This window comes from Gordonia sp. QH-12 (assembly GCF_001578675.1).
In the GTDB taxonomy this organism is placed as follows: domain Bacteria; phylum Actinomycetota; class Actinomycetes; order Mycobacteriales; family Mycobacteriaceae; genus Gordonia; species Gordonia sihwensis.
In genome coordinates this window covers 304,847-310,846 of sequence record NZ_KQ969283.1, presented here as the reverse complement: position 1 = coordinate 310,846, position 6,000 = coordinate 304,847, and the positions used below count along the sequence as shown (strand labels likewise).

6 protein-coding genes are annotated in these 6,000 nt (G+C 67.8%); 2 read left to right on the top strand and 4 right to left on the bottom strand.

Features of this window, described 5'->3' with window-relative positions; translation table 11 throughout:
• The first annotated feature begins 244 nt into the window (after positions 1–244).
• Entirely contained in the window at positions 245–1,495 is a 1,251-nt protein-coding gene (locus Y710_RS03480) for a saccharopine dehydrogenase family protein (RefSeq protein ID WP_006894357.1), read from the top strand.
• Between the two features lie 16 nt (positions 1,496–1,511).
• On the opposite strand, the gene Y710_RS03475 is transcribed toward Y710_RS03480, so the two are convergent.
• The 4 genes from Y710_RS03475 to Y710_RS03460 are packed head-to-tail and all read right to left on the bottom strand — an operon-like array spanning position 1,512 to position 4,821.
• Complete coding sequence (locus tag Y710_RS03475; protein WP_062366330.1) at positions 1,512–2,168, bottom strand: PaaI family thioesterase; 657 nt, start codon at positions 2,166–2,168, stop codon at positions 1,512–1,514.
• A gap of 42 nt (positions 2,169–2,210) precedes the next feature.
• Positions 2,211–2,900: a TetR/AcrR family transcriptional regulator gene (locus tag Y710_RS03470; protein ID WP_062366328.1), complete on the bottom strand. Its 690-nt coding sequence runs from the start codon at positions 2,898–2,900 to the stop codon at positions 2,211–2,213.
• 22 nt (positions 2,901–2,922) lie between these two features.
• On the bottom strand, positions 2,923–3,699 hold the full coding sequence (locus tag Y710_RS03465; RefSeq protein WP_006894353.1) for an enoyl-CoA hydratase: 777 nt from the start codon (positions 3,697–3,699) through the stop codon (positions 2,923–2,925).
• 51 nt (positions 3,700–3,750) lie between these two features.
• A complete protein-coding gene (locus Y710_RS03460) occupies positions 3,751–4,821 on the bottom strand; it encodes an enoyl-CoA hydratase/isomerase family protein (RefSeq protein ID WP_062366326.1) in 1,071 nt (356 codons plus the stop codon).
• 214 nt (positions 4,822–5,035) lie between these two features.
• Between Y710_RS03460 and Y710_RS03455 the strand changes: the two genes are divergently transcribed.
• Positions 5,036–5,989 (top strand): 1,4-dihydroxy-2-naphthoyl-CoA synthase, encoded by a 954-nt coding sequence (locus Y710_RS03455; protein WP_045538040.1) that lies wholly within the window; start codon positions 5,036–5,038, stop codon positions 5,987–5,989.
• Positions 5,990–6,000 lie beyond the last annotated feature (11 nt).

Below are 6,000 nucleotides of genomic sequence, written 5' to 3'. Positions count from 1 at the left end.
CCGCGGGCTGGTCCGGCAGCGCACCAATGGCGACGACAGTCGCGACCGAATCAGTGAACGGATCGGTCATCGCTGTCACCTCCCCCGAGTGTTTCAGCTGGTCACACCATATTTTCTTGACCTACCAGAACACTACCAATCGGGTATGACACAACGGATCGATGAATCGAACAGGCAAGCGGATGGTTCGTGCCGGCGGTGTAGATACCGTGTCGGCGGTCGGGATGCCAGTAGGGTCGACCCCATGAGTCGCGAATTCGACGTCGTCGTGTTTGGAGCCACCGGTTTCGTCGGTGAGCTCACCGCCCAGTACCTCGCCGACCATGCACCGGCGAGCACTCGCATCGCTCTCGCCGGGAGGTCGGAGACCAAACTCGCCGCGGTGCGACGACGCCTCGGCGAGCGCGCGCGCGACTGGCCGCTGATCGTGGCCGACTCGGACTCGCCGTCGTCGCTAGATGCGATGTGCGCACGTACGCAGGTGGTCTGCACCACGGTGGGTCCGTACCTGCGCTACGGCGAGAATCTCGTGATCGCTGCTGCGACCGCAGGCACCGACTACGTCGACCTCACCGGCGAGGTCCCGTTCGTCCGGCACTCCATCGACAAGGCCGACGAACTGGCCACCGCGTCCGGCGCGCGGATCGTGCATTCCTGCGGATTCGATTCGGTCCCGTCCGACCTCGGCGCGTATCTGCTGCACCGAACGATCGCCGAAGACGGCGCGGGCGAGATGACCGACACCACCATGGTGGTGACGTCGCTGCGCGGCGGCGTCTCCGGCGGAACGGTCGACTCGGTCCGGGTGATCGCAGAGATGGCGAAAGACGCGGAGACCAGAAGCCTGATCATGAACCCGCAGGCACTCTCCGGCGGGTCGGGTGAGACTCCGCGCGCGGGCCTCAACTCCGAGCCCAGCGATATGACGCCGGTCGACGCGAAGAAGGTCGACCCGAGCCTGCGGGGCACGCTCGCACCGTTCTTCATGTCGTCTTACAACACCCGCGTGGTGCGTCGTTCGAACTACCTTCTCGACGGTGCGTACGGTGACGCGTTCCGCTACCAGGAGACGATGTCGGTCGGCGGCGTGCCCGGCCTGTCGGCCGCACTGGCCGGGATCGTCACCGTCGGAACCGGAGCATTCCTCGGCGCGATGAGCTTCGCGCCCACCCGCAAGGTCCTCGACATGGTGCTCCCCAAGCCCGGCAGCGGCCCCGGAGAGAAGTCCCGCGAGACGGGCAACTTCGTCACCCAGACCTTCACCACCACGACCACCGGACGCCGGTATCGCTCACAGATGCGCGCGCACGGCGACCCCGGATACAAGGCGACCGCCGTGATGCTCGGCGAGGCATCGCTGGCTCTCGCTCTGGATCGTGATCGGCTCCCCGACCGCGCCGGCGTCCTGACCCCCGCGGTGGCGATGGGCGATGTGTTGATCGATCGCTTGCAGGCGGCGGGTTTCGTCGTCGAGGCGCACGAACTGAAGGCGTGAGCCCGACCCGTCGCGGCTACGCCTGACCGGGCCTCAGCTCGATGAAGAGTGCGTCCATCTCCGCGCACAGGCGGTCGCCGTCATGCAGCGTGCCGCGGACGAAGTTCTTGCGACCGTCGTGTTCGTGCACCCAGGTGCGCAGCACGAGGGGCGTCTCCAACGGAGTCAGTGACCGGTAGTTCACCGTCAGATAGGCGGTCCGCGCCGGCCGGCCGGCTCGCAGAGCCGCAGCCATGCCACCGAGGTCGTCGAAGGCGACCGCGACGTGCCCTCCGTGCGCCACACCGTTGCCTCCGAGATGGAACCGCCGGAAGATCACCTCCGCGTCCACCCCCTCCGGCCCACCGTTGCGCACCTCGTACGGCGGCAGGGTGATGTTGCCTCGCGACGGCAGGTCGATCCGGGTCCCCGACGGTGACGTCCACTCGTCGACGAGGGTCGTGTCGAGCTTGGCGTTGAGCTTCTTGAGGTCCTCGATCACCTCGTCGGCCAACTCGGGGGTCGGCGACGCGTACCGCACCTTGTCCATGAACGTGCGGACCTGCTCGACCATCTCGCCGTAGCTCGGTCCCCCGCGTTCGGTCGTGACCTCGAAGTCGGCGCGGAACCCGCCCTGGTGCGGTGACGTCTCCGCCGCCTCTGTGCTCGACTGCTGTTCGGTTGCGCCCGTCATCGTTTCACCGTATCTTCCGCGCGACCGCCTCCTGTGGTCGGCTCAGACTTCTCCCTGCGACAGCAGCCTGTCGATCTTGGTCTCGATACGAGCGAGCCTCTCGTCGTCGGACGACCGCCGGGCGTCGGCGTGGCCGGCGCCGATCAGCAGATCGACGATCTGTCGTCCCACATCTGCCGTGTGCACCGGACGCCCGGCGTATCGCTGGCCGCGCGCGCTGTGCTCCAGCGTCCCGAAGATCATGTCACGCGCCAGCGCCGACGGAAGCGAGGCGTCCACTTCTCCGCACCGCTTCATGTCGTCGATGACCGCGGTGTACAGCCTCGTGTAGCGGCGGTTGGAATCGATGACGACCGACGCCAGCTCCGTGCCGGGAAACGCCTGGGCGGTGTGGATGTACACCTGCACCAGGTCCCACTGCGTCGCCATCACCGCACACCAATCGTGGACCAGGCGGCGCAGCAGTTCCGACGGCGTCGCGCCGTCCTGCGCCAGAACCGCCTCGGCCTGGCCCTGCAGCCCCTCGTAGAACTCCCGGGTGACGGCGGTGAGCAGGCCGAGTTTGCTGGAGTAGTGCAGGAAGACGGTGCCCTCCGACACTCCCGCACGCCGGGCGATCTCGGCGGTGGTAGCCGCCTGAAAACCCGACTCCGCGAAGCACTCCGCGGCGGCCGCACGCACGGCGCTGCGCGTGCGGTCGCTCTTCGATCCGGCCTGCCCCCGCGCCGTCACGACGCCGGTCCCGTCTCGCGCATCAGCGGTGCTTGAATTCCGGTTCCCGCTTCTCCACGAAGGCCGCCATGCCCTCGGTCTGATCGGCGGTGGCGAACAGCGAGTAGAACAGGCTCCGCTCGGCGCGGACGCCTTCGGTGAGGCTCGACTCGAACGCGCGGTTCACCGCTTCCTTGCCGTACGACGCCGCGATGAACGACTTGCTCGCGATGGTCGCCGCGACCTCGCGAGCGGTGCTGACCACCTCGTCGGTCGGAACCACGCGCGACACCAGACCCGCCCGCTCCGCCTCGTCCACCTTCATCTGCCGCCCGGTGAGGACCAGGTCCATCGCCTTGGCCTTGCCGACGGCTCGGGTGAGTCGCTGCGATCCGCCGATCCCGGGGATCACGCCGAGGTTGATCTCGGGCTGACCGAACCTGGCGTTCTCGCCGGCGATGATGATGTCGCAGAGCATGGCCAACTCGCAGCCGCCGCCGAGCGCGTAGCCCGCGACCGCCGCGATGATCGGAGTGCGGGTGCGCGACAGTTCGTCCCACGCGCCGAAGAACTGCTGGCCGACCACCTCGCTGAAGCTCTTCGACTGCATCTCCTTGATGTCGGCGCCTGCGGCGAAGGCCTTCTCCGAGCCGGTGATGACGATGGCGCCGATCTCCGGGTCCGCGTCGAAGCCGCGCACGGCCGCAACCACTTCGCCCATCAGTTCGGTGTTCAGCGCGTTGAGGGCCTTGGGACGGTTCAGGGTGATGACGGCGACGCGGCCGTCGGTCTCGGTGAGGATGGTCTGGTACTCGGTCATCTGCGGTTCTCCAATGGTTGTCGGGTGCGGTCGGGCATGAGTTTCACGGGTTCACGGGTTCACAATGGTGAGTTCGAGCCCCTCGGGCAGCGGCGCGAAGAAGGCGTCCACGTCGGCCTCGGTGACGTCGCCGATCTCCGCGGGACTCCACGACGGATTGCGGTCCTTGTCGATCACCTGCGCCCGGATCCCCTCGGCCATGTCGTGGCTGCGGACGCATCGCACCGACACCCGGTATTCGCGGGCGAGCGCCTCGTCGAGAGTCGGCAGCGGGTTGCGGAGCGCCCGCAGCGTCACCGCGAGGGTCGTCGGGCTCTTGGCCCGGAGCGTCGCGGCCGCCTTCTCCGCCGCTTCGGTGCCGACGGCCTCGCAGCGGCGGACGATCTCGGCGACGCTGTCGGCGGCGAAGGCCTCGTTGATCCAGTCGCGCTGGGCGTACAGATCGGACGCGGGCGGCTTCTGGGCGTAGGTGGCCAGCGCCTCGTCGACGGTGGTCGCGGAGACGGCCTTGACGAAGGCGTCGAGATCTGCGGCGGGGACGTAATGGTCGGCGATGCCGAGGGCGATGGCATCGGCGCCGTTGATCGAGGCCGCCGTGAGGCCCAGGTACACGCCGAGTCGGTCCGGAATCTGCGAGAGAAGGTGCGTGCCTCCGACGTCGGGGACGAAGCCGATCCCGGTCTCCGGCATCGCGAGCCGGGTGCGGTCGGTGACCACGCGGGTGTTGGCGTGTGCGGAGACGCCGACACCGCCGCCCATGACGATCCCGTCCATCAGTGCGACGTACGGCTTGGGGAACTTCGCGATCTCGGAATTGAGCTGGTACTCCTCGCGCCAGAACACCGCCGACGGGCAGGCCGTAGCCTCTGGGTCGCCGGCGCCGGCCTCGACGAGTGCCTTGGCGTCACGGTGAATCGACACGATGTCGCCACCGGCGCACAGTCCGCGCTCGCCGGCACCGGAGAGCACCACCGCCTTCACCGCGTCGTCCTCGCGCCACTTCCGCAGCGCGGCCGACATCAGATCCACCATCTCGTCGTTCAGGGCGTTGATGGCCTTCGGGCGGTTGAGGATCAACCGGCCGACGCCGCCTTCCTGCGACACCACGACGGGCTGGTTCATCGAGCCTCCTGCTTCTTGATCGACACGTCCTCCGCGAGAAATCGGAGTGACACTCAGTTTGGAACCTAGCATCTGAACATCGGTAATAGAAGATGGAGGTCGCACTCCCAACGACGGACTTGAGCGCCACTGCATCGGTGCCGGCAGACGACCCCGTCACCGTCGCCGCCCACGCCGACTCGCGCCGACCGGGCTCCAACTAGGCTCGGAAGACATGACGACCGACTCCAGCCCCTTCGACCCGTCCGCATGGCGCACCGTCCCCGGTTTCGAGGACCTCACCGACATCACCTACCACCGGCACACCGGTGAAGGCCGCGCCAACGGCATCGTCCGCATCGCGTTCGACCGGCCCGAGGTCCGCAACGCCTTCCGACCGCACACGGTCGACGAGCTCTATCGAGCCTTCGACCACGCGCGTCGGACCCCGGACGTGGGCACAGTGCTTCTGACCGGCAACGGCCCGTCGCCCAAGGACGGCGGCTGGGCCTTCTGCAGCGGCGGCGACCAGCGCATCCGCGGCCGCAGCGGTTACCAGTACGCCACCAGCCACGATTCCGATGTCACCGCGGCGACCGTCGACGGAGTGGACGAGGCGCGGGTCAAGGCCGAGGGCGGACGACTGCACATCCTCGAAGTCCAGCGGTTGATCCGCACCATGCCGAAGGTCGTCATCGCGGTCGTCAACGGCTGGGCCGCGGGCGGCGGCCATTCGCTGCACGCGGTCGCCGATCTGACCCTCGCGTCCCGGGAACACGCCCGGTTCAAGCAGACCGACGCCGACGTGGGCAGCTTCGACGCCGGTTACGGCAGCGCCTACCTCGCCAAGCAGGTCGGCCAGAAGTTCGCCCGCGAGATCTTCTTCCTGGGCGAGGCCTACGACGCCGAGACCATGCATCAGATGGGCGCCGTGAACCGCGTCGTCGATCATGCAGAACTCGAGAACACGGCCATCGAATGGGCACGGAAGATCAACTCCAAGTCGCCCACCGCGCAGCGGATGCTGAAGTTCGCGTTCAACCTGACCGACGACGGGCTGATGGGTCAACAGGTCTTCGCCGGCGAGGCCACGCGTCTGGCCTACATGACCGACGAGGCGGTCGAGGGCCGGGACGCCTTCCTGGAGAAGCGTGATCCGAACTGGGACTCGTTCCCGTACTACTACTAGACCCGCCAGTA